At 62.9% G+C, this 25,144-nt stretch carries 18 protein-coding genes, 4 pseudogenes and 1 riboswitch; of the genes and pseudogenes, 17 read left to right on the top strand and 5 right to left on the bottom strand.

The genetic code is table 11. The features are described 5' to 3' along the window. The 3 genes from H2O14_RS20815 to H2O14_RS20825 form a co-directional block, all read right to left on the bottom strand. A complete protein-coding gene (locus H2O14_RS20815) occupies positions 1-834 on the bottom strand; it encodes an ABC transporter permease (RefSeq protein WP_182829152.1) in 834 nt (277 codons plus the stop codon). Position 835: 1 nt separating this feature from the next. Then, positions 836-1,792 carry an ABC transporter permease gene (locus H2O14_RS20820; RefSeq protein ID WP_182829153.1) on the bottom strand — a complete coding sequence of 319 codons (957 nt, stop codon included), beginning with the start codon at positions 1,790-1,792 and terminating at the stop codon, positions 836-838. 122 nt (positions 1,793-1,914) lie between these two features. Beyond that, positions 1,915-3,510 carry an ABC transporter substrate-binding protein gene (locus tag H2O14_RS20825; protein ID WP_182829154.1) on the bottom strand — a complete coding sequence of 532 codons (1,596 nt, stop codon included), beginning with the start codon at positions 3,508-3,510 and terminating at the stop codon, positions 1,915-1,917. Positions 3,511-4,429: 919 nt separating this feature from the next. Between H2O14_RS20825 and H2O14_RS20830 the strand changes: the two genes are divergently transcribed. The 8 genes and pseudogenes from H2O14_RS20830 (at position 4,430) to cobO (ending at position 13,981) form a co-directional block, all read left to right on the top strand. Then, positions 4,430-5,887: a cobyric acid synthase gene (locus H2O14_RS20830; protein WP_182829155.1), complete on the top strand. Its 1,458-nt coding sequence runs from the start codon at positions 4,430-4,432 to the stop codon at positions 5,885-5,887. Between the two features lie 76 nt (positions 5,888-5,963). Further along, positions 5,964-6,337, top strand: a riboswitch (cobalamin riboswitch). A gap of 177 nt (positions 6,338-6,514) precedes the next feature. Then, complete coding sequence (gene cobU, locus H2O14_RS20835; RefSeq protein ID WP_246697477.1) at positions 6,515-7,033, top strand: bifunctional adenosylcobinamide kinase/adenosylcobinamide-phosphate guanylyltransferase; 519 nt, start codon at positions 6,515-6,517, stop codon at positions 7,031-7,033. Positions 7,034-7,036: 3 nt separating this feature from the next. After that, a complete protein-coding gene (gene cobW, locus H2O14_RS20840) occupies positions 7,037-8,086 on the top strand; it encodes a cobalamin biosynthesis protein CobW (RefSeq protein ID WP_182829157.1) in 1,050 nt (349 codons plus the stop codon). Between the two features lie 408 nt (positions 8,087-8,494). Continuing rightward, positions 8,495-9,097: a nucleotidyl transferase AbiEii/AbiGii toxin family protein gene (locus tag H2O14_RS20845; protein ID WP_246697478.1), complete on the top strand. Its 603-nt coding sequence runs from the start codon at positions 8,495-8,497 to the stop codon at positions 9,095-9,097. 79 nt (positions 9,098-9,176) lie between these two features. Next, complete coding sequence (locus H2O14_RS20850) at positions 9,177-9,752, top strand: hypothetical protein (RefSeq protein WP_182829158.1); 576 nt, start codon at positions 9,177-9,179, stop codon at positions 9,750-9,752. 127 nt (positions 9,753-9,879) lie between these two features. Beyond that, positions 9,880-11,445 (top strand): annotated as a pseudogene (locus tag H2O14_RS29025) (cobaltochelatase subunit CobN); the annotation flags it as partial. 182 nt (positions 11,446-11,627) lie between these two features. Continuing rightward, positions 11,628-13,248, top strand: a pseudogene (locus H2O14_RS29030) (cobaltochelatase subunit CobN); the annotation flags it as partial. An 85-nt stretch (positions 13,249-13,333) separates the two neighbouring features. Further along, entirely contained in the window at positions 13,334-13,981 is a 648-nt protein-coding gene (cobO, locus tag H2O14_RS20865) for a cob(I)yrinic acid a,c-diamide adenosyltransferase (RefSeq protein WP_182829161.1), read from the top strand. Positions 13,982-14,030: 49 nt separating this feature from the next. On the opposite strand, the gene H2O14_RS20870 is transcribed toward cobO, so the two are convergent. Then, positions 14,031-14,816 carry a TSUP family transporter gene (locus H2O14_RS20870; RefSeq protein WP_182829162.1) on the bottom strand — a complete coding sequence of 262 codons (786 nt, stop codon included), beginning with the start codon at positions 14,814-14,816 and terminating at the stop codon, positions 14,031-14,033. 151 nt (positions 14,817-14,967) lie between these two features. Here H2O14_RS20870 and H2O14_RS20875 point away from each other — a divergent pair, with 151 nt between their 5' ends. The 7 genes and pseudogenes from H2O14_RS20875 (at position 14,968) to cbiB (ending at position 21,887) form a co-directional block, all read left to right on the top strand. Further along, positions 14,968-15,900 (top strand): hypothetical protein, encoded by a 933-nt coding sequence (locus H2O14_RS20875; protein ID WP_182829163.1) that lies wholly within the window; start codon positions 14,968-14,970, stop codon positions 15,898-15,900. A gap of 1 nt (position 15,901) precedes the next feature. Further along, positions 15,902-16,291 carry a cobalamin biosynthesis protein gene (locus H2O14_RS20880; RefSeq protein WP_182829164.1) on the top strand — a complete coding sequence of 130 codons (390 nt, stop codon included), beginning with the start codon at positions 15,902-15,904 and terminating at the stop codon, positions 16,289-16,291. Between the two features lie 77 nt (positions 16,292-16,368). Next, positions 16,369-17,319, top strand: coding sequence for a nucleoside hydrolase (locus tag H2O14_RS20885; RefSeq protein ID WP_182829165.1), 951 nt, complete (start codon positions 16,369-16,371; stop codon positions 17,317-17,319). Positions 17,320-17,762: 443 nt separating this feature from the next. Next, positions 17,763-18,604, top strand: a pseudogene (cobA, locus tag H2O14_RS20890) (uroporphyrinogen-III C-methyltransferase). Next, positions 18,601-19,883, top strand: a pseudogene (locus H2O14_RS20895) (cobyrinate a,c-diamide synthase). The pseudogenes cobA and H2O14_RS20895 overlap by 4 nt, the downstream one beginning before the upstream one ends. Before the next feature lie 3 nt (positions 19,884-19,886). After that, the gene (gene cobD / locus H2O14_RS20900; RefSeq protein ID WP_182829166.1) at positions 19,887-20,906 is read left to right on the top strand and encodes a threonine-phosphate decarboxylase CobD; all 1,020 of its coding nucleotides are present in this window, start codon (positions 19,887-19,889) and stop codon (positions 20,904-20,906) included. After that, positions 20,907-21,887: an adenosylcobinamide-phosphate synthase CbiB gene (cbiB, locus tag H2O14_RS20905; RefSeq protein ID WP_182829167.1), complete on the top strand. Its 981-nt coding sequence runs from the start codon at positions 20,907-20,909 to the stop codon at positions 21,885-21,887. Positions 21,888-21,893: 6 nt separating this feature from the next. On the opposite strand, the gene H2O14_RS20910 is transcribed toward cbiB, so the two are convergent. Continuing rightward, the gene (locus H2O14_RS20910; protein WP_182829168.1) at positions 21,894-22,622 is read right to left on the bottom strand and encodes a Crp/Fnr family transcriptional regulator; all 729 of its coding nucleotides are present in this window, start codon (positions 22,620-22,622) and stop codon (positions 21,894-21,896) included. A 184-nt stretch (positions 22,623-22,806) separates the two neighbouring features. On the opposite strand from H2O14_RS20910, the gene hemN reads away from it, so the two are divergent. Together hemN and H2O14_RS20920 are read left to right on the top strand one after the other, a co-directional pair. Then, entirely contained in the window at positions 22,807-24,156 is a 1,350-nt protein-coding gene (gene hemN, locus H2O14_RS20915) for an oxygen-independent coproporphyrinogen III oxidase (protein WP_182829169.1), read from the top strand. Between the two features lie 233 nt (positions 24,157-24,389). Then, a complete protein-coding gene (locus H2O14_RS20920) occupies positions 24,390-25,049 on the top strand; it encodes a PAS domain-containing protein (protein ID WP_182829170.1) in 660 nt (219 codons plus the stop codon). Positions 25,050-25,144: the final 95 nt, after the last annotated feature.

Here is a 25,144-nt window from a genome sequence, read left to right on the forward strand (position 1 = left end):
TCACATCTCCGCCGAGGCGCCCGAGGGACGGGCATTGATGGACAGGATCCAGTCGACGACGAGGTTCACGCCGATGGTCATGATGGCGATCATCAGCGCGGGCCACAGCGGCGCCGGCAGGCCGGAAACGATCGCGCCGCGGTTTTCCCAAACCATTCCGCCCCAGTCGGCATGCGGCGGCTGAATGCCGAGACCGAGGAAGGAGAGACCGGCGACGAACAGGAAGTTGAAGCAGAAACGCAGGCCGAATTCCGAGATCATCGGCGGCAGCGCGTTCGGCAGGATCTCCTTGCGCATGATCCACCACAGGCCCTCGCCGCGCAGGCGGGCCGCCTCGACGAACTCCAGCACGGCGATGTTCATCGACACGGCGCGGGCCAGGCGGAAGACGCGGGTGGAATCGAGGATGGCGATGGTGATGACCAGCGTCGGGATCGAGGAGCCGAACATCGACAGCACGATCAGCGCGAAGACCAGGAGCGGGATCGACAGCATGATGTCGACGAAGCGCGACAGGATCTGATCGATGATCGGGCCGCCGGTGGCGGCGAGCAGGCCGGCGATCGTACCCATGGTGAAGGACAGGATCGTGGTGGCGAGAGCCACGCCGATGGTCATGCGGGCGCCGTAGATGATGCGCGAGAGCATGTCGCGACCGTTCTGGTCGGTGCCGAGCCAGTGCGCCGCGGACATGGTTTCCCAGCGCGAGCCGACCGACTCCGATTCCGAATAGGGCGCGACCCAGGGGGCGAATATCGCGATCAGCACGAAAGCCAGCACGATGGCGATGCCGATCCAGGCGGCTGCGTTTGGTTTGTAACCGAAGATCGTCATATCACTTCCCCAGAGAAGGCTTGCGCAGGCGCGGATTGACGAGAATGCTGATCACATCCGCCGTCGTGTTGAGCACGATGAATGCGCCCGCGAATACCAGACCGCAGGCCTGGACCACCGGCAGGTCGCGCTTGGTCACGCCATCGACCATGAACTGGCCGATGCCCGGATAGTTGAACACTTTCTCGATGACCACGACGCCGACGATGAGATAGGCCAGATTGAGCGCGATGACCGCGATGATCGGCGCCGCCGCATTCGGCAGCGCGTGACGGACGATGACGCGGCTGCGCGGCAGCCCCTTGAGGAAGGCCATTTCAATATAAGGCTGCGACATGATCGCCAGAACCGCCGATCGCGTCATGCGCAGCATATGCGCGGCGACCAGCAGCGTGAGGGTGATGGCGGGCAGGATCGTCGTCCAGAGTTTCGTGCCGAGCGACATGCCGGGATAGACCATCACAAGCGACGGAAGCCAGCGAAGTTCGACCGCGAAGACAAGGATCAAAACATAGGCGATGAAGAATTCCGGCACCGAGATCGTGGCGAGCGAGACGATGTTGGCGAGCTTGTCGGGCCATTTGCCCTCGTTGATGGCGGCGAGAATGCCGAGGCCAACCGAAAGCGGCACGGCGATGCAGGCTGCGAAACCGGCGAGGAAGAGGGTGTTTTCAAATCTCGGCGCGATCGATTGCAGGATATCGCGTTTGTTGGTCATGGCTTTGCCAAAATCGCCCTGCAAGGCGTTGGTGAACCACTCGAAGTAACGGACGTAAGCGGGGCGGTCGAGCCCGAGTTCGGCCCGGAACACCGCGAGCGTTTCGGGCGTTGCGCCCTGTCCCAGAACCGCCGAGGCGACGTCGCCGGGCAGGATTTCCGTCGCGGCGAAAATCAGCACGCTGACGGCAAACAAAGTCACGACTGCAAGCGCGAGCCGCGTGGTTAACAAGCGAAGCATGTCATCGCCCCCTTTTTAAGTCTTATGGGCAAATTCCGTGACCCACCCCCACATCCCCGCGCGGCTGGACATCGGATAGAATACGGGCGCGGAAAGTCCTTTCCGCGCCCGAAATCGCGCTATCAGGCGAACCAGGCCTTTTCGGCAACACGGTTGTCGTCCATGTCGTAGCGGGCATGCGGCTTGACGCCCTGGACCTTCGGCGAATAGCCGTCGAGGTAGTCGGTGATCGCGAAGCAGATCATGCCGCCGTCATCGGCGATCATTTCCTGGCACTTGCCGTAGATTTCCTTGCGCTTGGCGTCGTCGAGTTCGATGCGGGCCTCGGCGACCAGCGCGTCGAATTCCGGCTTGCGCCAGTTGGAGTCGTTCCAGTCCGAAGCTGAACCGTAGACCTGGCTGAAGGTCTGGTCGGCGGTCGGGCGACGGCCCCAATACACGGCGCAGAACGGAACCTTGAGCCAGACATTGTCCCAGTAGCCATCGGGAGAGACGCGGTTGACGCTGAGGTCGATGCCGGCCTTCTTGATGGATTCCTGGTAGATGGTGGCGCAGTCGACCGCGGTGCCCCAGGCGCCTTCCGACGTCTGCAGCTCGATCTTGGTTCCGGCGGCGAGACCGGCCTTCTTGAAGTGGAAGGCGGCCTTGTCCGGATCATAGGGACGCTGCGGCAGGTTGCTGTTGTAGTAGGGGTTGAGCGGGTCGAGGGTGTGGTCGTTGCCCTGGATGGCGTAGCCCGAATAGACCTGATCGATGATCGCCTGACGGTCGATGCCGTATTTCAGCGCCAAGCGCAGGTCCTTGTTGTCGAAAGGCTTGTCGGTGACGCGCGACACGAAGCAGAAGCGGTTGCCCGTGCCCTTGGTGCGGACGATCGCGAGGTTCGGATCCTTCATCAGACCATCGACGGTGCGCGCATCGAGACGGTTGGCCGCATCGACCTGGCCGGACTGGAGCGCCGCGGTGCGGGCGGCCGGGTCCTGGATGTAGATGATTTCGACGGCGTCGAAATTGCCGCGGTTCGGCTTCCAGTAGTCGCCACGGTTCTTGAAGGCGATGCGAACGCCCGGCTCGAAGCTTTCGAGCGTGTAGGCGCCGGTGCCCACCGGGTTGGACCAGTCGCTGAAGTCCTTGGGGACAACGAGGATGTGGTAGTCGCCGAGGATGGCCGGGAAGTCGGCGTTGCCGGCCGACAGCGTGATGCTGACCTGGCTCGGGGAAGCGGCCGTCATGTCGGCGATCTGCTCGAGGATGCCCTTGGCCGGCGACTTGGTTTCGCCGCGATGCAGGTTGATCGAGTAGATGATGTCGTCGGCGTCGAGCGTCTTGCCGTTGGAGAACTTAATGCCCTGGCGGACGTTGAACGTCCACTGCTGCGCGCCCGGCTCGACGTCCCAGCTTTCGAACAGTTCGCCGGTCGGATTGCCTTCGTTGTCGAACTCCACGAGACCGTTCATGAGCGCGAGCGAGGCGGCGATCATCACCGAGTCGGCGTAGGTGCGAGGATCGAGAGAGTCGGAGGCGGAGCCGCCTTCCATGCCAATGCGCAGCGTGCCACCCTTCTTGGGCTCGGCGGCCTGCGCCTTGGAGAACATCGAGGACGCCGCGGGAATCGCGATGCCGGTGGCCAAAGCCAACTGCATGAAGTCGCGACGCGACAGGCTTCCCTTGCGGGCGAGCTGTTCAGCCGCTTTCAGTTTGCTTTCGAAGTCATTCATGTGTGGTCTCCCTTGTTATGCTGCGAATGGCTGAAGGCCGGTTGTTCCCCAAAGGGCCTCAGCGATTGTGGTGAAACCGATCGTCGCCGCTTGTCGCGCAGCGCATCGATCCGTCAGGCGAGTGGCGAAAAATGTCGGGAAGGATTCGAAAGCAGACGCTCCGCGATCGCCGAGATTCCGCTTGCCGCTGTCATCCATACAGAGCATGTCTCCCAGTTGCCCGAAGCGAAAGCCGCTCCGGTCACAGTTGAATGATCGCCCGCGTCGCACTGGCGCATGCGAGGCGATATTCCACAAGTTTTTCGTTCCCAGGCGCGAGCAATTTTTATGATACTCTAAACGCAGCTTCCGCCCCGCTTGAGACTGTTTGCGCTCGCGAAAATGAACTGTACGGCTTCGAATGAATAAATCAACACCCTCTTCGGCGGGCGAGGTCCAGGCTTGAAAAATCCTATTCAAAATGCGACGAGCGCCGCCGCATGTGATGTCGCTTTATGCGTTCTGCGCTTGGAAATACATCAATAGGTGGTTCTCGTCGGGCCCGGCAAGGCTTTGGACGCCAATGTTATTCGTCCTGAGACCTAATGTGTCGAAAATGCGTCGTGCAATGAGCGACAAAAATTTTTTTGGCGGATCTTCAAAAAAAATCGTGTGAAGGTCTTTTCAGCTTTTTTGAAACCGATGCCGCTCATAAACCATCCGGTAAGAATGTATCGATAAATCTCTAGTCGCGGCGGGCCGAGGCACCGCTTCTCCGGATCAGGTAGTGCGTTCCGGAGCTCCTCGCGCCGCAACTTTCCCTCTTTCATCCTTCGCCGTCGTTGCAGGCATCGCGCATGACGCGGCCGCGTCGCAGGGCGCTCTTGCCTCCTCGTGCTGTGGGTGGCATGCCCTGATCGAAAGCCGAGGGAGCGACGAGATGGCCAAAGCGATCATGCTGCAGGGAACGGGTTCGGATGTGGGCAAGACGGTGCTCGTCGCCGGGCTGTGCCGGATCGCGGCGCGGCGCGGGCTCGCGGTGAGGCCGTTCAAGCCGCAGAACATGTCCAACAACGCCGCCGTCAGCGACGACGGCGGTGAGATCGGCCGGGCGCAATGGCTGCAGGCTCTGGCCTCGGGCGTGGCCTCCAGCGTCCATATGAATCCGGTGCTGCTCAAGCCGCAATCGGAGACCGGGAGCCAGATCATCGTTCAGGGCAAAGTCTACGGCCAGGCCAAGGCGCGGGACTATCAACGACTGAAGCCCGAACTGCTGGCGCATGTGCTCGACAGCTACCGTCGCATTTCCGACGGCGCCGATCTGGTCGTCGTCGAAGGCGCAGGATCTCCGGCCGAAATCAATCTGCGGCCAGGCGACATCGCCAATATGGGATTTGCCCGGGCGGCCAACATTCCCGTCGCGCTGGTGGGCGACATCGACAGGGGCGGGGTGATCGCCTCGGTCGCCGGCACGCATCTGATCCTCGATCCCGAGGATCGCGCCATGGTGACCGGTTATCTCATCAACAAGTTTCGCGGCGACGTCAGCCTGTTCGACGACGGCGTCAAGGCGATCGAGCGCTTCACGGGGTGGCCCTGCTTCGGCGTCGTGCCGTGGCTGAAGGCCGCCGCACGTCTGCCGGCCGAGGATTCGGTCACGCTGGAGCGACTGGTGAAGGGAAAGAGCGGTGCGCTGAAGGTGGCGGTGCCTGTGACGCCGCGAATCGCCAATTTCGACGATTTCGATGCGCTCGCCGCCGAGCCCGAAGTGGAACTGACCTATGTGAAGCCGGGCGAAGCGATCCCGGCGGACGCCGCACTCGTCGTTCTGGCCGGGTCGAAGTCGACGATCGGCGATCTCAAGGCTTTGAGAGCGAGCGGCTGGGAACGGGACATTCAGCAGCATGTTCGCCGCGGCGGTCGAGTCATGGGGATTTGCGGCGGCTATCAGATGCTCGGCCGCAAGATCAGGGACCCGCTGGGGCTAGAGGGTGAGGACCGCGAGATCGACGGTCTCGGCCTTCTGGATGTGGAGACGGTGATGGCCCCGGAAAAGCGGCTTGCCAACAGCGCCGCGCGCTCCCTTGCCTATGACACGCCCCTTCAAGGCTATGAAATCCATCTCGGCGAAACCGCCGGCGCGGATTGCCTGCGTCCCTATGTCGAGATCGATGGTAAATCCGACGGCGCGATGTCCGCCGACGGCCAGGTTGTCGGCACCTATCTGCATCGCATCTTCGATGCGGACGGTTTCCGGCAGGCCCTATTGGCGAGCTTCGGCGTCGCGGGCGGCGGCTTCGACTACCGCGCCGAGGTGGAGCGGGCGCTCGACGATGTCGCGATCGAACTCGAAGCGACGCTCGACCCGGCATGGCTCGACGATCTCATGCGGGTGTGATCGTCGCGATGCGCGTCTTTTGTTGAGGGCGCCGTCGTTTATGTCGCATTTGGATTGACGCGGTTCGGCGCGCTCCCTTATGATCTGCTTGTTTGGTTCCCGGAGGACGCAAAGTCCAAGGGATCAAAAGGGAACGGGAAGGGTGGACCCAAGCGGGCATCCTCATCCCGGCCGACCCCGCGACTGTAGAGCGGTAGAGGCGATTCCGGTGCATTTCTCGGCGCATGTTTCGGACTGTCGGCATCGGGCCGGCGCGGAATGTGTGGCGAAAATGTTCAAAGCCACTGGATGGCTCGAAGCGACAACACGGGCATGGACGCCTCTATTTCTACGAATCGTCCTGTCTGCGCTTCCGGCGACACATCCGGGAAGGCGAGGAATTGCCGATGCATGGGCCCGCCCATGTGAAAGCCGTGAGCCAGGAGACCTGCCAGACACACAGGGGCGCATGCCCGACCATAGCCAGCGGCACGGAGGTTGTTTTGGCGCTATCGGCTCTTTCTGTTCAGGCTCGCAAGTTGTTCCGGCGGGTCGTATGTTGATCATGTCTGGATGCGCGTGGATGCTCGCGGCCATTTGCGGTCGCGGCGCAGAATATCGTCAGTCTCGCGTCGAGGCGGATTTGCCTTGACCGAGCCTTCACATGTGTTCGTGCTGGGCGGAGCGCGGTCCGGCAAATCCCGATTTGCCGAGGGCCTGTGCTCGGCCGCCGGCCTGAAGAAACATTATATCGCCACCGGCCGCGCCTGGGATGCCGAGATGGAGGCGCGCATTGTCGCCCATCGCGCCGATCGCGGCGAGAGCTGGACGACCCACGAAGCGCCGACTGCGCTGGTAGAAACGCTCGCCGCCATCGACGACCCCGACCATGTCATTCTCGTCGATTGCCTGACGCTCTGGGTCACCAATCTGATGATGGAAGAGCGGGCGGGCGCCGCCGAATTCGAGGCGCTGGCCCAAGCCGTCGCCTCCGCCAAGGCGCATGTCGTGCTCGTCAGCAACGAAGTGGGTCTCGGCATCGTACCGGACAACAAAATGGCGCGCGATTTTCGCGACCATGCCGGGCGCTTGCACCAGCGGATGGCCGAAATCGCAAACGAAGTCTATTTCGTCGCAGCGGGACTGCCGCTGAAAATGAAGGGTTAACAAATGCAAAAGATACCGGCCACCGTTATCACGGGCTTTCTCGGCGCGGGCAAGACGACGATGATCCGTAATCTGCTGTCCAACGCGGGCGGCAAGAAGATCGCGTTGATCATCAACGAATTCGGCGATCTCGGCGTCGATGGCGACGTGCTCAAGGGCTGCGGCGCCGAGGCCTGCACCGAAGACGACATCATCGAGCTCAACAATGGCTGCATCTGCTGCACCGTCGCCGACGACTTCATCCCGACCATGGAAAAGCTGCTGGCGCGGGACGTGAAGCCCGATCATATCGTGATCGAGACCTCCGGGCTCGCGCTGCCGCAGCCGCTGGTCGCCGCCTTCAACTGGCCGGGCATCAAGACGGCCGTGACCGTCGACGGCGTGGTGACGGTGGTCGACAGCGCCGCCGTGGCCGCGGGCCGTTTCGCCGACGACCACGACGCGCTCGACGCGCAGCGCAAGGAAGACGAGGGGCTCGACCACGAAAGCCCGATCGAGGAATTGTTCGAGGATCAGCTGACGGCCGCCGACCTGATCGTGCTCAACAAGACCGATCTGCTCGACGCCGCCGGCATCCAGTCGGTGCGCGACGCCGTCAATGCCGCCACCAGCCGCAAACCGAAGATGATCGAAGCCAGGAACGGCGAGATCCCGGCTTCCGTGCTGCTCGGCCTGGGCGTCGGGACCGAAAGCGATATCGAGAACCGCAAGTCGCATCACGAGCTCGAGCATGAGGGGGCTCCGCACGACCATGATCATGACGAATTCGAGAGCTTCATCGTCGAACTCGGCGCGCTCAAGGATGCGGGCGAATTCGTAGAATCGCTGAAGCCGGTGATCGACAGACACGACATTCTGCGCCTCAAGGGATTTGCCGATGTCGCCGGCAAGCCGATGCGGCTGGTGATTCAGGCTGTGGGTTCGCGGATCGAGACCTATTTCGACCGCCCTTGGGCGCAAGGCGAGGCCCGCGCCACCCGTCTGGTGGTGATCGGCCTGCATGACGAGATGGACGATGTCGCGATCGCGGCGGAGATCAAGGCGTTGGGGTGAAGGCCACGCTTTGCCGGGTGACCAAGCTGTTGTAGGTTGGAGCCATGACACTCAACCAACACAGCATGATCACGCCGGCGGACTATCCCCAACTGGCGGCCCTGATCTGGAACGGCGACCCCCTCGCGCGCTGCCGGCGAGGGAGGTTTTTTCTCTCTATGAAAGGAATTGGCGGTTTGTGGATCATGAACAGCTGAGCCGGCCGGAAGCGGATCTGATTGCCCAACTCGCTCGTCTGTTCGGGCGGGGCGTACTGCTGGTCTCTTAACTCTCGAAAGAATCGGTTTGGTCCATGCTGAGACATTTCAACCGGCCGGAGCATGAAACAATTGCGAAACTGCTCCGGAATATGGATCAGGGCTTTTTCTCGATAGCCGCTGCTGGTTTGGTGGAGGCACGGCAATCGTCATGACGCATGGCGAATACCGGGTTTCGCTGGATGTCGATTTCCTGTGCTCCGACATGCAGGGCTATAGAGCGTTGCGCGGCATAGCCGTCGAGCATGGCGTCGAAGGGCTATTTGGAGCTGACGTCGAACCCTTGCGCGAAGTTCGTGCGGATCAATATGGAATTCGCGCCGCGGTGAAATTCAATGATCAGGCCATAAAGATCGAGATCGTTCGGGAAGGACGCATATCGCTCGATGGCGCTCTGGACGCCGAGCTGGGCGCGCCGCTGCTGTCGAGACCCGATATGTTTGCCGAAAAGCTCCTCGCCAATGCCGATCGCGGCCAAGATCCGTCGATCGGTTATCGCGACGCGATCGACCTTGGGATGCTCCTGGCGGACGACGGCGCTTTTCCTGCGGTCGCCATAGCAAAGGCGGAGTCCGCTTATGGAGTCGATATCGAACGAAAGATGCGCTGGGTGGCGAGAAAACTGTCGGATGAAGCGGAACTGAAACGCGCCGCAGAGCGGCTGATGATGGGTGAGGATCTGGCAAAGCTCGCGATGGAACGGGTGTCGCGGGCCATTGCTAATGCATGGCCAACCTCTCAGGGGACTTTCTGATGCATCTCCTTCTCGCCCAGAAAGGCTCGCTCTCCGATAGCGAAGAAGCGGTCGATCTCGGCCAGACGCCGGGGAAATCGTGTTTCTGTCGGCGGCCGACACCGAGATCGCCTCCGTGGCTCGGGCCACCGCCGAGCGCGCGGTGGATTGGCGCATCGTCAATCTCGCCAGCCTCAAACATCCGATGTCGATCGATCTCTGGATCGAGAAGACAGCGCGGCATTCGAAACTCGTCGTGCTGCGCGCGCTGGGCGGCTACGGCTATTTCACCTATCTGATCGAAGCGCTCATGGGCGCGGCGCAGCGGCACGGCTTCCAGTTCGCCACGCTGCCGGGGGACGATCGTCCCGATGCTGGTGTGGATGCGTGGTCGACGGTTGGCGCCGAAGACGTCAAGACGCTGTGGACCTATCTCGTCGAGGCGGGGGCTGAGAATGTGTCGGGGTTTTCGCGTTATTGCGAAGCCCTGATCGGACGCGGGGAAAAGCCAGCGGCGCCGGTGAAGCTCGACAAGGCGGGGATCTGGCTGCCGGGGAGAGGCGTCGTCAGTGCAGATGTTTGGGAAGAGGCGTCGGTGGGTGGGTTACCCCCTCTGTCCTGCCGGACATCTCCCCTCAGGGGGAGATCGAAGGAGGCGAGGCCTCCCCCATACTGAACGGTTGAAATTGGGGCAAGGAGAGCGCGCCCAGCCAATCTCCCCTTGAGGGGGAGATGTCCGGCAGGACAGAGGGGGTGAGCCGCAAGCACAGAGCAATGCCGAAGCATGCATGCCGCAAGCGCTTAGCTCGGATAAGGCACCGCTCGCCGTCATCACCTTCTACAAAGCCCTGGTGCAATCCGGCCAGACCGCGCCGGTCGAAGCCCTGATCGAGGCCTTGCAGGCGCGCGGCATGCGGGTGTTGCCGCTCTTCGTCTCCAGCCTCAAGGAACCGGTGTCGGCCAAAACAATCCGAACGCTGTTTCAGGCCTATGCGCCTGACGTCGTGCTGAATTCCACCAGCTTCGCCGTCGTTTCGCCGGGCGCTGAAAAGACCGGCACGGTGCTGGACGAAACCGGCGCGCAGGTGCTGCAGGTGATCTTTTCGGCGCTGACGCGCGAGGCCTGGGAAGCGTCCACCATGGGGCTGGCGACCCGCGATCTCGCCATGAATGTGGCGCTGCCGGAAGTGGATGGCCGGGTGCTGACCCGGGCGGTGTCGTTCAAGAAGGCGGCGACGTTCGATCCGCGAGCCCAGGTCAACATTGTCGGGCCGGAGCCGGAGCCGTCGCGCATCGCCTTCGTGGCGGAGCAGGCGGCGCGCTGGGCGCGGCTGCGCAAACTCGACAATGCCGACAAGAAGGTGGCGCTGGTCCTCGCCAATTACCCCAATCGCGACGGCCGTCTCGGCAATGGCGTGGGTCTCGATACGCCGGCGGGGTCGCTGGAATCGCTGAAGGCGATGAAGGCGGCCGGTTATGTGACCGGCGATCTGCCCGACAGCGGCGATGCGCTGATCAACCATCTGATGGCCGGGCCGACCAATGCCGCCACGGATGGACGCGAGATCCGCGAGACGCTGTCTTTGAGTCTTTACAACGACTTCTTCGCCCGTCTTCCCGCTCAGATTCAGGATGAGGTGACGGCGCGATGGGGTAAACCTGAAGAAGACCCCTTCTTCCTCGATGGCGTCTTCGCGCTGCCGCTCTGCCGTTTCGGGAAAGTTTTGACCGGCATCCAGCCGGCGCGCGGCTACAATATCGATCCCAAGGCAACCTATCACTCGCCCGATCTCGTGCCGCCGCATGGCTATTTCGCCTTCTACGCTTTCATCCGCGAGGCGTTCGGCGCCGATGTCGCCATCCATATGGGCAAGCATGGCAATATGGAGTGGCTGCCGGGCAAGTCGCTGGCGCTGTCGGAGACCTGTTATCCCGAAGCGGCGTTCGGGCCGTTGCCGCATCTCTATCCCTTCATCGTCAACGACCCCGGCGAGGGCACCCAGGCCAAGCGCCGGTCTTCCGCCGTCATCATCGACCATCTGACGCCGCCTTTGACGCGGGCGGAGAGCTACGGCTATCTGAAGGATCTCGAAGCCCTGGTGGACGAGTATTTTCTCGCCCAGGGTTCCGATCCGCGCCGCATCGTGCTGCTGAAGAAACAAATCCTCGATCTCGCCGCCGACACCGGCCTCGGCGAGGATGTCGGCATCGCCGGTCTCGACGAGGACGCGGCGCTGCAGAAGCTCGACGCCTGGTTGTGCGACCTCAAGGAATTGCAGATCCGCGACGGCCTGCATGTGTTTGGCTTGGCGCCGGAGGGGCGGTTGTTGACGGACCTGACGGTCGCCTTGGCCCGTGTGGCGCGCGGCGATGGCGAGGGCGGCAACGCCAGTCTGCAGCGAGCGATGGCTTTGGATATGATGGAGGAGGGGCTTCTTACGGAGATGGTGGCTCACCCCCTCTGTCCTGCCGGACATCTCCCCCTCAAGGGGGAGATTGGAGGATGTGCGATCCTCGCGACCCACTGGCATCAGCGATGAAACTGTTGAGCCTGCCGTTGAAGCGAGCGGGTTCCCCAGCCGATCTCCCCCGTGAGGGGAGATGTCCGGCAGGACAGAGGGGGTAATCCTGGCTCGACCTTCGACCCGCTCGACTGCGACATGGCCGCCCCCTGGTCCGGTCCTCGTCCGGTAATCCTCGCGGACCTGCTGGACGCTCCCTGGCGCACCAACGGCGACACGGTGGAGCGCATCGAACTCTTGGCCGCGAAATTCGTCGCCGGCGAGACGCCTTGCCCCGACACGTGGCTGCGCACCCGCGTCGTTCTCGATCAGGTCGAGACGCGACTGAAACCCTCCATCGAAGCCTGTGGCCAAGCGGAAATAGACGCGTTGATGCGTGGGCTGGCGGGTCGCTTCGTCTCCCCGGGCCCCTCCGGCGCGCCGACGCGCGGGCGGCCGGATGTGTTGCCGACGGGGAAGAATTTCTACTCCGTCGACACACGTTCGGTGCCGACGCCGACGGCCTGGGAGCTCGGGCGGAAATCGGCGGATTTGCTGGTGACGCGCTATTCGCAGGATCACGGCGACTGGCCGAAAAGCCTGGGCATCACCGCCTGGGGCACCTCCAACATGCGCACCGGCGGCGACGACATCGCCCAGGCCCTTGCCCTGATCGGCGCCAAGCCGGTCTGGGACATGGGTTCGGCGCGTGTGACCGGCTATGAGATTGTTCCGGTGTCCATGCTGGGGCGTCCGCGCGTGGATGTGACCTTGCGCATCTCCGGCTTTTTCCGCGACGCGTTTCCGGAACAGATCGCGCTGTTCGACAAGGCGGTGCGCGCCATCGGCGGGCTCGACGAAGACGAGGCCGACAATCCGATCGCGGCGCGCATGAAAGCCGAAGCGGCGGCGATTTCAGCCAAGGGCGAGGCCGACGACAAGAAGGCGGCGCGCCAGGCCGGCTACCGCGTGTTCGGCTCCAAGCCGGGCGCTTACGGCGCGGGCCTGCAGGCGCTGATGGACGAGGGTGGTTGGGAGGACAAGGCCGACCTGGCCGAGAGTTTCGTCGAATGGGGCGGTTTCGCCTATGGAGCCGAGGCAGAGGGCGAGGCTGAACGCGGCCTGTTCGAGACGCGCCTTTCGCAGATCGACGCCGTGGTGCAGAACCAGGACAATCGCGAGCACGACCTGCTCGATTCCGACGATTACTACCAGTTCCAGGGCGGCATGGCCGCGGCGGCGGAGCATCTGTCCGGCCAGAAACCCGCCATCTACCACAACGACCATTCGAGGCCGGAGAAGCCGGTGATCCGGTCGCTGGAGGAAGAGATTTCACGCGTGGTGCGCGGCCGCGTCGTCAATCCCAAATGGATCGCCGGTGCCATGCGCCACGGCTACAAGGGCGCTAGCGAATTGGCGGCTACCGTGGACTTTATGTTCGCCTATGCCGCGACCACGGGCGCAGTGAAAAGCCACCACTTCGAGGCGGCCTATCAGGCCTATCTGATGGACGAAACGGTGCGCGATTTTCTCGGTGAGAAGAACGAGGCGGCGCTGCGCGAAATGGCCCAGAAGCTGATCGAGGCGATAGACCGCAAGCTCTGGTCGCCGAAATCCAACTCGGCTCGTTTTGAGTTGGAAGAGCTGGCTGGGATCATGAATACGATATGAGATATTGAGGCCACCGCTACCAGAGAACACCTGCGGCACATGAACGACATTCGACAACGCCCGATGCCAGTGAAAGAAAATACATATGACTGAAACGCCATCAGAGACTTCCTCCGAAATTACCGCTCCCCAAGACGACGCCCGCCATGCCGAAAAAATGGCCAAGAAGAAGGCGGCGCGCGACAAGATCATGGCCGCCAAGAGCGGCGAGAAGGGACTGATCATCGTCAACACCGGCAAAGGCAAAGGCAAGTCGACCGCCGGTTTCGGGATGATCTTCCGCCACATTGCCCACAAGATGCCCTGCGCGGTCATCCAGTTCATCAAGGGCGCCTGGGCGACCGGCGAACGCGACCTGATCGAGGCGCATTTCTCCGACATCTGCGAATTCCACACCATGGGCGAAGGCTTCACCTGGGAAACCCAGGACCGCGCCCGCGACGTGGCGCATGCGCAGAGGGCCTGGGCGAAGGCCAAGGAGCTGATTTCCTCGGGCGAGAAATCCATGGTGCTGCTCGACGAGATCAACATCGCCATCCGCTACGACTATATCGACATCGCCGAGGTGGTGGAGTTCCTCACCAACGAAAAGCCGCCGATGTGCCATGTCGTGCTGACCGGCCGCAACGCCAAGGACGAGTTGATCGAGATCGCCGATCTCGTCACCGAGATGGAGCTGATCAAGCATCCGTTCCGCTCGGGCATCAAGGGGCAGCAGGGCGTGGAGTTCTGACGGTTGTCCGCAGGCCGGCCGGCGCGGGACGCCGAAGCCGTCCCGGTCGTTACAACCCCAGCCAAACCCTCACGGGATTGGCGGGGTCGGACAGGAGTTTCACCGCCAGCGCGATACAGGTGACGACGAGCAGCGGCTTGATGATTTTCGCGCCGTTCTTCATGGCGAGTTTCGAGCCGACCTGAGCGCCGAGAAACTGGCCGGCGCCCATCACCAGTCCCGTCTTCCAGGAAATGACGCCGGAGATGGTGAAGACGAGGAAGGCGCCGATATTGGAGGCGAAGTTCAGCATCTTCGTATGCGCGGTCGCCTTCAGCAAGCCGAAACCGGCCAGCGTCACGAAGGCCAGCATGAAGAAGGATCCAGTGCCGGGGCCGAACACGCCGTCATAGAAACCGATCAGCGGCACGATGGCGAGGCCGAACAGGAAGGGCGTGATGCGGCTGTGACGATCCTTGTCGCTGATCCTCGGCTTGAAACCGAAATAGAGGGCGATGGCGATCAGCAACACGGGCATCAGCGCCTTGAGCACATCGCCCGGAATGAAGGTGGTGAGCACGGCGCCGAGCGCCGCCCCCAGCGCGGACATCAGCGCCATCGGCAATTGCGTCTTCAGTTCGACATGTCCGCCGCGCGCATAAGCCAAAGTCGCCGAACCCGAGCCGAACAGCGATTGCAGCTTGTTGGTGCCGAGCGTCTCGATCGGCGGAAATCCGGCGATCAACATCGCAGGCACGGTGATCATGCCGCCGCCGCCGGCGATGGCGTCGATGAAGCCTGCGAGGAAGGCTGCGGCGAAGAGGAAGGCGAGAAGGGCAAGCGTGATTTCGGGCAAAGCGGACATCCTGTGACAGGTCGACCCATGCCACCCGCGTCGATCCGTTTCAAGCGCGTTCACCCTGACTGAGGAGGAAACCGGCTTTCTCTTGACCCCGCCGCCTGACCGGTGTCAAAAGCGCCACACTGGAATAGGAAAGACTATCTGAATGAAGGCCAGGATCATCCTGCATTGCGGGGCGCCCAAGACGGGATCCACGAGTTTCCAGCACCTGCTCTACGCCAACCGGCCGCTGCTTCTGGAAAAGGGATTCTATTGTCCCGCCGTGTCGCGCAAGAAGCGGGTCAGGGACGACGTCCGCATCCTGCTCGGCGAAATGTCGAAGCCGGAAAACGACAATCAGGCCTATCGCTTTCATATCGGCGAAGTGATCGAAAAGATCCGCGCCGAGACCGGCTGCCATACGCTGATCATCTCCAACGAGAACCTGCTCGGCAAACCCTTTATGGGGCCGAGGCGGAAATTCTATGAAAGCGCCGAGGAGCGGGCCGAGCGGCTGCATCTGGCGCTGCAGGATTACGATGTCGACGTGCGTTTCGTGATCCGCGACTACGCGGGCTTCCTGCCGTCCTGGTATGTGCAACAGGTGCGCATGGGCAGCGCCATGCGATTTTCGGATTTCCTGCACGGCTATGATTTCAAGGGCATGAACTGGGCGGCGCCCGTTTCCGCGCTGCGCCGGCATTTCGAACCGGGCCGCGTCGGAATCTACGATCATGCCGACATGATCGCCGATCCGATCGGCTTTCTCCGGGCGATGTTTCCGGATGTGATGGCGGCGCTCGGCGACAGAGGCCGCGAATTGCCCAACAAGAACATCTCCATCGGCGCCGGCATGGTGGAACGCTATCGGCGCTGGAGCGAAATCGCCACGCGCATTTCGCCGAGCCCGCGCTGGCGGGCGCGCATTCACCAGATCGGGCGGCGCTATGGGCTGCTGCCTCTCGAACGCTTCTCCCGTTCGCCGAAGCTGGTCATGCCCGACGACATGGCCAAGGCGCTGAGGGCGCGCTATCAGGCTGATCGCGACGCGTTGCGGCCGCAGCGGGTGCCGCCTGTATCGCCTGGGGCATCGGCCTGACATGGCGGCGCGGCTCTGGCTCGGTTTCGGCCTGTCGGAAGCCGCTCTCGCGGAGGACGCCGCCGGCGCTATCACCCAACTCCTCGATGGTATGGGTCTAACGCCGGCCCAAATCGCAGGCGCCGCAACCATTGATCGGCGGGCCGGGCACCCTGCCGTCGGTCGCGTCGAGGCATTGTTTGGCTATGCCGTGACGTTGTTGCCGGCCGAACGGCTGGAGCGGGAGACGTCGCGGCTCAGAAATCCTTCCGAAGCGATTTACCGGCTGATGGGCTGTCATGGCGTCGCAGAAGCGGCGGCCCTGGCTCAGGCCGGCGAAACCGGGGGCCTTCTGGTCGAAAAGCGGCTGGTGCGCCGGGTGACGTTGGCGATCGCGCAGTCTTTTGACTGATTGGTAAAAAATGCTGGCGTTTTGCCCCGCCCTTTGCCAATGCTCGCCTCGTCCACACTGAAAGAAAGAGGCGAGCCATGCATAAGGTGATTTTCGATACGGATCCGGGCGTCGACGACGCGATGGCGCTGCTCTTCCTGGAGCGGCATCCCGACATCGATTTGATCGGCGTGACCACCACTTTCGGCAACGCTTCGATCGAAACCACCACCCGCAACGCCCTTTATCTCAAGCGCGAATGGAATATCGTCGCGCCGGTGGCAAAGGGGTCTGGCGTCAAATATATGCCGGGCGAAGAGGTTCATCCCTATCCCAAGCATATCCATGGCGACGACGGGCTCGGCAATATCGGCGTTCCCGACGTCACGGACGTTCCGCTTGACCCGCGCCCGGCCGACGATTTCATTATCGAGACGATCAAGGCGCATCCCGGCGAAGTGACGCTGGTGGCGGTGGGACGCATGACCAATCTCGCCAATGCGCTGAAGAAGGCGCCGGAAATCGCCGGCCTCGTCAAGGAGGTGGTGATCATGGGCGGCGCGCTCGACGTGCCGGGCAATATCACGCCGGCCGCCGAGGCCAATATCCACGGCGACGCCGCCGCCGCCGACGCCGTGATGATCGCGCCGTGGGATGTCGTGCTCGTGCCGCTCGACGTGACGTTGAAGATGGTGATGAGCCGCAGCCAACTCGGCGACCTCGCCAGCCAGGGCGACGACGCCGTAAAGCTGCTCGATCGTCTCAGCCAGTTCTATATCGATTTCTACGACGGCCACTTCAAGGATTCGATGGTGGTGCACGACACCTGCGCCTGCCTCTATGTCGTGGCGCCTGAATTGTTCGCCACCCGCTCCGGCGTCGTCCGCGTTTTCACCGAAGGTCTCGGCGAAGGCAAGACCATGCAGAAACCCGACGGCATGGGCTTTGGCCCGAGCGCCTGGGACGGCCAGAAGAGTCAGCTCGGCTGCGTCGGCATCGATGCGGTGACCGCAATGAAACTGGTCTGCGAGACGCTGGTTCGGGGGTAGTGCAGGGGGCGGCGAAGACGCTTATAGCCGCCGCCTTTCCTTTTCGTGGCGTGCTCTGCCCCTCATCCCCTGCCGGGACCTTCTCCCCGCATCGCGGGGAGAAGGAAGATGCCGCGCCGACATCTCCACAATCGCCCTTCTCCCCGCGATGCGGGGAGAAGGTGGCGGCAGCCGGATGAGGGGCTGCGTACAACGCGCGCTAAAGCCATATTAATCAGCAGTTTACCCGAGTTTCCTTTCGTTTGGATTCACCCTCCTTCCACTCCGCCCAAAAACACCACGCCTCATCCTGTTGCGTGAACGACGAAATGACTGTCGCAAAGGGGCTAGGCGGCGCGGGCGCGAACGCGCTAGGGTGGAGAGATATGCGGGCGCGGCCCATGTGACGGTTCAATGACGGCGGCTCGATTGCAAATGGCGTCGAGGCGATCTAGGAAGCAGGGATGGACGAACTCTTTTCGCATTTGCCGGCGTTCCTGCCCGGAACCGTCTGGCTCACGGGCGCCGGACCCGGCGATCCCGGCCTGCTGACGTTGCTCGCCGTCAAGGCGCTGCGCGAGGCCGATGTCATCGTCTATGACGCGCTGGTGGATGATTCCTGCCTGAAATTCGCCCATGCCGGCGCCGAACTCGAATATGCCGGTAAACGCGGCGGCAAACCCTCGGCCAAACAGCGCGATATTTCTCTGCGGCTCGTCGATCTCGCCAAGCAGGGCAAGCGGGTGCTGCGCTTGAAAGGCGGCGATCCCTTCGTGTTCGGCCGCGCGGCGGCGAAGAGGCGCTGACGCTCGTGGATCACGGCGTTGATTTTCGGATCGTGCCGGGCGTGACTGCGGGTATCGGCGGTTTGGCCTATGCCGGCATTCCCGTGACCCATCGCGAAGTCAACCACACCGTCACCTTCCTGACCGGTCATGATTCCTCGGGCATCATTCCAGATAGAATCGACTGGGAGGCGGTCGGGCGCGGCTCGCCCGTCATCGTCATGTATATGGCGATGAAGCATATGGCCGAGATCGCCCGAAAGCTGATCGCCGCCGGCCGCAAGCCGCTGGAACCCTTGGCGATCGTCTGCAACGCCGCCACCGCCCAGCAGACCGTGTATGAAACCACGCTCGCCAATGCCGATGGCGTCATCAAGGCCAATGGTATCGAACCGCCGGCTATCATCGTCCTGGGCGAAGTCGTGCGCCTGCGCGGCGGGCTGGACTGGCTGGGCGCGCTGGCCGGACGCAGGCTCGTCGGCGATCCGCTCGGCCCTGTCGGTTTGAAAGATCCAGCATGAGTGGATTGCTGATCGCGGCGCCGTCGTCGGGATCGGGCAAGACGACGATCACCTTCGGCCTGCTCCGGGCGCTGAAGCGTCGCGGCGTCACCGTCAATGCCGGCAAGGCCGGTCCCGACTACATCGACCCGCGTTCCACGCCATCGCGTCGGGCGGTCCTTGCGTGAATTTCGATCCCTGGGCGATGCGGCCGCAGTTGCTTCGTCGACAAGCGGCGTCGGGACCGCTGATCATCGAAGCGATGATGGGCCTGTTCGACAGCGCCGCCGACGGGGTCGGCTCGCCCGCCCATCTCGCCAAACTGCTGGGACTGAATGTGGTGTTCGTGGTCGACTGCGGACGCATGTCGCAATCGGTCGGGGCGCTGGTGCGTGGTTACGCGACGCATGACCCGGACGTCAGAATTTCCGGCCTGATCCTCAACCGGGTCGGCAGTCCTCGACATGAGAGACTCCTGCGCAACGGGCTCGCGGGGCTCGACATCCCCATTCTCGGCGTCATGCCGTCCGACAAGAGGCTCAGTCTGCCGGAGCGGCATCTCGGCCTGGTGCAGGCCGGCGAAATCGGCGAAATCGACGCCTTCATGGACTATGCCGCCGAACGCGTCGCCGAGCGGATCGATGTGGACGCGCTGCTGAGGCTCGCCGCGCGGCCGACAATGGCGTCCGAGACGGTCGTCTGCCGCATCCCGCCGCTCGGACAGCGCATTGCGGTGGCGCGGGACGAGGCCTTCGCATTTTCCTATCCGCATCTTCTCGACGGCTGGCGAGCGCAAGGCGCGGAGATCAGGGTCTTCTCGCCGCTTGCAGACGAGGCGCCGGGCAAGGACGCCGACGCCGTCTATCTGCCCGGCGGCTATCCCGAACTGCATGCGGGACGGCTGGCGGACGCCTCGCGCTTCAAAGTCGGCACGGCCGCGCGTGCGGCGGCGGGCGCGGTGATCTATGGCGAGTGCGGCGGTTATATGGCCTTGGGAGATGGATTGATCGACGCCGAGGGGCGCCGGCACGAGATGCTCGGCCTGCTGCCGCTGGTCACCACCTTTGCGGAGCGCAAGCGGCATCTCGGCTATCGGCGGGCGATTGCGCTGGCAGGCCCTTTTGCGGGCGTGCGCTTCAACGCCCATGAATTTCATTATTCGAAGGCCGCGCACGAGGGCGAGGCCGACAGGCTGTTTGCGGTGAGCGACGCCGAAGGCACCGATCTCGGCGCGGTCGGGCTGGCGCGGGGCAATGTTTCCGGCTCCTATATGCATCTCATCGATCTCGGGAGCGGTTGAGCCATGGCGCGCATTCTGCATGGCGGCGCCATCGCGGCGGCGGCGCGGGTCTATGGCGGCGATCCCTGCGACTGGCTCGATCTCTCGACGGGTATCAACCCCAACCCGCCAGACATCCCAGGGATTCCGACCCGGGTCTGGAACCGGTTGCCGGATGCGGACCTGATCGACCGGGCGCGAGCGGCGGCGCGCGCCTGGTATCTGCGCGGCGTCGACGCGGATAGCGACGAGGCCGGCTTGCCGCTCGCCGTTCCGGGCACGCAGGCGCTGATCCAGATCCTGCCGCGTCTCGCGCCGGCCGGGCGTCCGATCGCCATTCTCTCGCCGACCTATGGCGAATATGGGCTGTGCTTCCGCCGCGCCGGCTTCGCGGTCGAGGCGATCGCCGACTTGGCGGAGCTGCGGCCCGAGCACGGGTTGGCGATCGTCGTCAATCCCAACAATCCTACCGGTCGTCTCCATGACGCCGGCGAACTTCGGGATCTGGCGCGCCGGCTCGAAGGGCAGGGGGCGCGGCTGCATGTCGACGAAGCCTTCGGCGACTCCTGTCCGAAGGCGACGCTCGCGGGCTTCGCGCCGAAGACGCGCAATGTCACTGTCAGTCGATCGTTTGGAAAGTTCTTCGGGCTGGCGGGGGTTAGGCTCGGCTTCGTGTTCGCCCATCCCGATACGCTTGAATTCGTCGAAGCCGAGCTCGGCCCCTGGGCGGTGTCCGGCCCGGCCCTGCATCTCGCCGCTCAGCTGATGGCGGGCGATGGCGGCGCCGTGGCGGAGGCGATTGAACAACGTTCGGCGGCGTTGTCGGCGGTTCTCGATGACGCAGGCCTCGGCCGCGTCGGCGGCACGGATCTGTTCCAGACCGTTATCCACGAAAATGCGTCCGCTCTCTTTGAACATCTCGCCCGGTCTCATATATTGGTCCGCAAGTTCGACTACGCCGCCGACTGGCTGCGGATCGGACTTGCGCCGGATGAGGAAGGGGACCGGAGGCTGGCCAAGGCGCTCGCCTCCTTCGAGGGATAGATGCTTACATTGATCATGCTGGCGGTCGCGCTGACGCTCGACCGATTGGTCGGCGATCCGCACTGGCTCTGGGCGAAGCTGCCGCATCCGGTCGTCGTCTTCGGCAAGGCGATTTCCTTTTTCGAGAAGCAGTTCAACGGCAAGGGGCTCAATGATCGCGACCGCCGCTCCTATGGCGTGCTGACCATCGTTGCGCTTCTGTTCGGCAGCGTTCTTGTCGGCTGGTTCTTTCATCGGCTGCTAATGGCGCTCAGCCCGTTCGGCGTGATCTTCGAAGTGCTAATCGTCGCCGTGCTTTTGGCGCAAAAGAGCCTGTCGGATCATGTCGCCGCCGTCGCCGTCGGCTTGCGCGCCGATGGCATCGAGGGTGGACGCAAGGCGGTGGCGATGATCGTCGGCCGCGATCCAAATCGCCTTGATCGCGCCGGCGTCTCTCGCGCGGCGATCGAAACCCTGGCGGAAAATTTCTCCGACGGCGTCATCGCGCCGGCGCTCTATTACGCCGTTTTCGGCCTGCCGGGCATCTTCGCCTACAAGATGCTCAACACCGCCGATTCGATGATCGGCCACAAGACGCCGCGATACCTGCAATTCGGCTGGGCGTCGGCCCGGCTCGACGACCTCGCCAACTGGCCGGCCGCGCGGCTGTCGGCGCTGGTGATTGCGGCCGCCGCCTTCTTCCAAGCGGGTCCGCGGGCGGCGCGGCGTTCGCTGACGACGGCCTTTTCGGATTCCGGCCTGCATCGGTCGCCCAATTCCGGCTGGCCCGAATCGGCCATGGCGGGCGCGATCGACGTGGCGCTGGCCGGACCACGCGTCTATGCCGGCGAAACCGTCTCCGAACCCCTGCAAAACGCCGCCGGTCGCCGCGATATCGACGCCAAGGAAATCGACGAGGCGCTCGGCGTTTATGCGTCTGCCTGCACATTGTTCAACGTGGCGGTCGCCGCGCTGGCGTTGCTCACAATGCTTACGGTCTGACGCCGGTCAGACATCCATGCCCGCGACTTCGGCCAGACGATCCATGTCGGGCACGGTGACATGGCGGTTGTTTTCCACCTGAATGACGCCGTCGCCGCGCAGTTTGGTCATCTGACGACTGACGGTCTCGATGGTCAGACCGAGGAAATCGGCGATGTCTGCGCGCGACAGCGGCAGGTCGAAGCTCGTCTCATCGAGGTTTTCGGGGTCGAAATGGGTGGCGATCATATAAAGGAAGCTCGCCACCTTTTCCTGCGCCGTCTTGCGCCCGAGCGTCAGCATCCAGTCGCGGGCTTCGTCGAGTTCGGCGAGCGCCTGATTGTGGAGCCGATGTTCGAGCTCGGGAGAGCCGGCGACGAGGCGGTCGAGCACCGCCTTGGGCATGGAGCAGATTTCGCTTTCTGTGGCGGCTTCGGCCGTCAGGCTGCTTTCGGTGGAAAAGGGCCGGCCGAGAAAGTCGGGGGCGAATTGTAGCCCGACGATCTGCTGGCGGCCATCCGCGAGCATTTTCGTAAGTTTCACCACGCCCTTGAGAATATTGGCGTAGGCGGCGATCTTCTCGCCCTGGCCCTGGAGTTCAGCGCCCGAAGCCAGCTTCTTGCGCGTCGTGTATTTGCTCAGTTCGGCCAGTTGCTGCGCATTCATGGCCCCGCAAACGCCGCCATGGCGCGCCTCGCAGGACCGGCAAACCACCGGAATTTCCGAATTGTGAATGTCCCTACGCGGATTGTCCATCGCCCTCGACCCGTTTGTCTTCCGAATTTATAGCGGTCCAAATATTCTCGCGAAATGCGACCAATGTTCCGTCGTTCGTTTTGTTTCTGAACTTGACGATATGTAAATTTCCGGATGCGTGAATTGATTGAGATCAAAGTTCGGCGCAAGCGACGGAACTAGGGTGAAAGTCATGGAGGACCCCATGGCCCAGCATCTTCTCAGCAAGTATTCCGGAAACGTGCCCCGCTACACGTCCTATCCAACCGCGCCGCATTTCCACGAAGGCATCGGTCCATCCACCTATGCGTCATGGCTCGGCGCGCTCGGCGAGAACGACACCGTTTCGCTCTATGTCCACATTCCCTATTGCGACAGGCTCTGTTGGTTCTGCGCCTGCCACACCAAGCAGACGCAGAAATACGAGCCCGTAAGGGCCTATCTCGACGCGCTCTATCGCGAAATCGCGATGGTGGGCGCGCTCGTCTCGCCCAAGGCGCGGGTCACCGCGCTGCATCTCGGCGGCGGCTCGCCCACCATGCTGGCGCCGGAGGACATGATCGAACTCAAGGCTCGGCTTTCCGCGGCGTTCTCTTTCGGACCGGACGCCGAGATCAGCGTCGAGATGGACCCGAACGATCTCGATCATCCGCGCTACGATGCTCTGGCGGCGATCGGCATGACGCGCGCGAGCCTGGGCGTCCAGGATTTCGCCCACAAGGTCCAGCAGGCGATCAATCGCATCCAGACCTTTGCGCAGACGCGCAGCGTGGTCGAGGAGGTCCGCAAACGCGGCGTCAGGTCGCTGAACTGCGATATCGTGTATGGCCTGCCGCATCAGACGCTGGAAACGCTTTCGGAAACCGTCGAAGACATCATCTATCTCAACCCCGAACGCATCGCGCTGTTCGGCTATGCGCATGTGCCGTGGATGAAGAAGCATCAGATGATGATCGACGAGACGTCGCTGCCGGGATCCGCCCTGCGTTACCGCCTGATGAACAAGGCGGCCGCCATGTTGCGCGAAGCGGGCTATGTTCCGATCGGCATCGACCATTTCGCCCGCCCCGGCGATCCGCTCGAGAGAGCGATGCGGGAGGGCAGGCTCGTTCGCAACTTCCAGGGCTATACCGATGAAGGGGCCACCGCTTTGATCGGTCTCGGCGCATCGTCGATCGGCAAGCTGCCGCAGGGCTATGTCCAAAACAACCCCGCCACCGGCGTCTATCAGAAACAGACGCTCGACGGAGCCTTGACGACGGTGCGCGGCGTGGCCTTCAGCGATGACGACCGCCTGCGCGCCTATGTCATCGAGCGGCTGATGTGCGACTACGCGTTGTCCTTTTCCGACCTGTCGAGGCGGTTCGGTTCGGCGGCCGGCACGATATTGGCGGAGGCGCAGGCGCTGGTCGCGGCCGATGCCGATGGACATGTGGCGCTCGACGGCGACCATTTCGTGGTGTCCGATGAGGCGCGGCCTTTCGTGCGGTCGATCGCAGCATTTTTCGACGCCTATTTGGCCCAGGGCCGCGGACGGCATTCCGCCGCTGTGTGAGAAATAGCCCCGAGGAATCGCGACGCCGCCGGTCTCCGGCGGCAAACGATCGCGAAATTTGGCGGAAATGCCGGTCCACCCAGAAAAAGTGGATTGAAAAACAACGCGGTTGATCCGGTGCGTGCAAATACCCGTATATGAAACTTTACAGACGCGTCGCGTAAAAGATAAAAAGATGCATAAGCCTGCGATTGTACCGTGTTCGCCGGAAGGATGAGATAGGGAGAGCGAAGTTGCAATCTCTGATAGATACGCTTCGTCATAAATGCAGGCAGTTGTCGCGAGCGGTCGCGCTCGGCGAGGATGACCTCGTCGAAAAACTCGACGGCGAAATTCAACCCATGATCCGCCAGGTTCTCTGGGACGTGGGCCAATGCCCGGAAGAGCACTACCAGCAGTTGCGTGCGATATGCGAATTGCTGCGCGATGACGAAGGCGACCGCGCCAGCGTGCTCGACAAGGCCAGCGCCATGATGCAGGTGCTCGACAGGATGTTCCGCGATCGCGCCCGCCAGAACGCCTCGACCGGCAAGTTTCGCGACGCCCTGCGCGCAAGCGGCAAGATCAATCAGGCGCTGCTCGATCAATTGCCGGACAGCGTGCTGCTGGTGGGCCGTGATCGTAAGCTCGTCTTCGCCAACAGAGATTTTTGCGCCCGCTACGGCTGCAAACCCGAAGAATGCGTCGGAGCGTCCTTGGCGGAGTTTTTCTGCGCCGCCGGCGATTATCATCTTTTGTCGGCCTATATCGACAAGGCCTTCAACGAGGGCGTTTCGACCGCCGGCTTCCGGCTCGACCATGTCGTCTTCGACATCAAGCCATTCGAACTGGATGGCGACAAGGCCATGGGGGTGATGGTGCTCATGCGCACCATGCCGGCAACCGAACACTGACAGCTCGTCGGCGCATCGTGAGATGCGAGTTTTCGGCAGGATCGCAAAACGCGTTCCCACTTTGCGGCAATATGCTTTAGAAGCGGAATCCGACG

Origin of the sequence: Rhizobium sp. G21, from assembly GCF_014158035.1 — a bacterium.
Classification (GTDB): domain Bacteria; phylum Pseudomonadota; class Alphaproteobacteria; order Rhizobiales; family Rhizobiaceae; genus Rhizobium_E.

Bases quoted from the DNA above. Each gene is read 5' to 3' on its own strand.
- H2O14_RS20815 (WP_182829152.1), bottom strand. From the start codon at position 834: ATGACGATCTTCGGTTACAAACCAAACGCAGCCGCCTGGATCGGCATC.
- H2O14_RS20820 (WP_182829153.1), bottom strand. From the start codon at position 1,792: ATGCTTCGCTTGTTAACCACGCGGCTCGCGCTTGCAGTCGTGACTTTG.
- H2O14_RS20825 (WP_182829154.1), bottom strand. From the start codon at position 3,510: ATGAATGACTTCGAAAGCAAACTGAAAGCGGCTGAACAGCTCGCCCGC.
- H2O14_RS20830 (WP_182829155.1), top strand. From the start codon at position 4,430: ATGGCCAAAGCGATCATGCTGCAGGGAACGGGTTCGGATGTGGGCAAG.
- cobW (WP_182829157.1), top strand. From the start codon at position 7,037: ATGCAAAAGATACCGGCCACCGTTATCACGGGCTTTCTCGGCGCGGGC.
- H2O14_RS20845 (WP_246697478.1), top strand. From the start codon at position 8,495: ATGACGCATGGCGAATACCGGGTTTCGCTGGATGTCGATTTCCTGTGC.
- cobO (WP_182829161.1), top strand. From the start codon at position 13,334: ATGACTGAAACGCCATCAGAGACTTCCTCCGAAATTACCGCTCCCCAA.
- H2O14_RS20875 (WP_182829163.1), top strand. From the start codon at position 14,968: ATGAAGGCCAGGATCATCCTGCATTGCGGGGCGCCCAAGACGGGATCC.
- H2O14_RS20880 (WP_182829164.1), top strand. From the start codon at position 15,902: ATGGCGGCGCGGCTCTGGCTCGGTTTCGGCCTGTCGGAAGCCGCTCTC.
- H2O14_RS20885 (WP_182829165.1), top strand. From the start codon at position 16,369: ATGCATAAGGTGATTTTCGATACGGATCCGGGCGTCGACGACGCGATG.
- cobD (WP_182829166.1), top strand. From the start codon at position 19,887: ATGGCGCGCATTCTGCATGGCGGCGCCATCGCGGCGGCGGCGCGGGTC.
- cbiB (WP_182829167.1), top strand. From the start codon at position 20,907: ATGCTTACATTGATCATGCTGGCGGTCGCGCTGACGCTCGACCGATTG.
- H2O14_RS20910 (WP_182829168.1), bottom strand. From the start codon at position 22,622: ATGGACAATCCGCGTAGGGACATTCACAATTCGGAAATTCCGGTGGTT.
- hemN (WP_182829169.1), top strand. From the start codon at position 22,807: ATGGCCCAGCATCTTCTCAGCAAGTATTCCGGAAACGTGCCCCGCTAC.